This is a genomic window from Microcystis sp. LE19-41.2A (assembly GCF_027530405.1).
Taxonomy (GTDB): domain Bacteria; phylum Cyanobacteriota; class Cyanobacteriia; order Cyanobacteriales; family Microcystaceae; genus Microcystis; species Microcystis aeruginosa.
Window position 1 is genome coordinate 1 of record NZ_JAPZQJ010000342.1, and the last position, 1,498, is coordinate 1,498.

Below are 1,498 nucleotides of genomic sequence, written 5' to 3' on the forward strand. Positions count from 1 at the left end.
TCACATAATCACAAAAATCATAGTTAAGACGATGATTAGAATGAGCGACTATGATTAGGTTATCTTTGACAATCATGAGTATTTATTGTCTTATATCACATCATGGGGTCGCTCTCTCGAAAAGAATCATAGTCCATCACACAATCACAAAAATCATAGTTAAGACGATGATTAGACTCATGATTGAATGAGCGACTATGATTAGGTTATCTTTGACAATCATGAGTATTTATTGTCTTATATCACATCATGGTGTCGCTCTCTCGAAAAGAATCATAGTCCATCACACAATCACAAAAATCATAGTTAAGACGATGAATGAACAACGCGCCCAAGCTTATGTTAATTTAATAGAACAGTTGCTCGCTTGTGCTGATGGTGAGGAACCCAATACCCTGCAAGCTAATCAGGAATTGATTGACCCCGAATTTTTGCAGATGATGGAAAACTATGCAACAGGGTTAGAATAATAAGGATACAATAACCATGCAGATTGATTTAACACAACACTTTGGGCAATATCTCAACCCTCAAGCCAGAAATATAGAAGAATATAAGGCGTTTTTAACTGTTGGGGACATTGACAACAGGCCAAGGTGTTGTTAGTGTATCCAACATGAAGGCTACCGCGCTCATTCGTCGTCGCGTCATCTTGGCCCCAGACGCATTCGCAGAAGTCACTGTCTGGCGTGTTCCCCAACCAGTTCTGCCATCGGAGCATCCTTACAAATATCGTCTCGCTTACATAGTCAACGGCAAATGTGTGTTGCGATATGATAACGAACGCGGTAAAGGCGATCACCGTCATTTCGATGGTGTGGAGTCTCTTTATGCTTTCTCTTCGCCAGACCAATTGATGGCCGACTTCAACTCTGACATTTTGAGGTGGAATTATGAACACGGTCGTTCTTGAAGTTCGCTCCTTGACTGACACCCTTGCCGATGCCGTTCAAGCGATGAAAACTGGTCGAGCAGAAAAAGAAGTTCGTATCAGTTTTGCTACCCCCGAACTTCTCTGGAAAGTTCTGACTGCCAAGCGGTGGGAACTCCTCAAAGCTATGTGCGGTGCTGGCCCCATTTCTATCCGTGAGGCGGCGAGGCGAGTACATCGGGATGTTAAAGCAGTACATGGAGATATTACGGCACTTTTAAATGTCGGTATTCTGAGCCGTGTAGCAGATGGGAGCGTAGAGTTCCCGTTTGAAGCGATCAAGGTTGAATTCATGTTGCAAGCCGTTTGATCGCCGGATTAGTAGCGATCGCGAATAAAGAGGACACATGAACCAAAAGTATTATCATTCTCAAAGGTAAGTAGGGAGGCGTTAAAAGTTGTCAGACACCCCCCTTATCAAGGGGGCTATCCCTTATAGAGATCTTTCTTAACAATTTGGTCAGTAAGGACTCTAACCCTTATCCTGACTTGATTTCAGTTTTTTCTTTGTCATTAAGGGTGTCAACAAGGAATATTACAGATTGTTAACCGAGTCTTGAAAGCCCT

General features: G+C 42.8%; 3 protein-coding genes. All 3 read left to right on the forward strand.

Features of this window, described 5'->3' with window-relative positions:
- Positions 1–314 precede the first annotated feature (314 nt).
- The 3 genes from O9290_RS14015 (at position 315) to O9290_RS14025 (ending at position 1,241) form a co-directional block, all read left to right on the forward strand.
- Positions 315–470, forward strand: coding sequence for a hypothetical protein (locus O9290_RS14015; RefSeq protein WP_288059305.1), 156 nt, complete (start codon positions 315–317; stop codon positions 468–470).
- Positions 471–616: 146 nt separating this feature from the next.
- Positions 617–913 carry a toxin-antitoxin system TumE family protein gene (locus O9290_RS14020; protein WP_002751505.1) on the forward strand — a complete coding sequence of 99 codons (297 nt, stop codon included), beginning with the start codon at positions 617–619 and terminating at the stop codon, positions 911–913.
- Positions 894–1,241, forward strand: a complete 348-nt coding sequence (locus O9290_RS14025; RefSeq protein ID WP_002751511.1) for an HVO_A0114 family putative DNA-binding protein — start codon at positions 894–896, stop codon at positions 1,239–1,241. Before O9290_RS14020 ends, O9290_RS14025 begins: the two co-directional genes overlap by 20 nt.
- Positions 1,242–1,498 lie beyond the last annotated feature (257 nt).

Excerpts from the sequence above, each read along its gene's own strand:
- O9290_RS14015 (WP_288059305.1), top strand. The coding sequence starts at position 315 with ATGAATGAACAACGCGCCCAAGCTTATGTTAATTTAATAGAACAGTTG.
- O9290_RS14020 (WP_002751505.1), top strand. The coding sequence starts at position 617 with ATGAAGGCTACCGCGCTCATTCGTCGTCGCGTCATCTTGGCCCCAGAC.
- O9290_RS14025 (WP_002751511.1), top strand. The coding sequence starts at position 894 with ATGAACACGGTCGTTCTTGAAGTTCGCTCCTTGACTGACACCCTTGCC.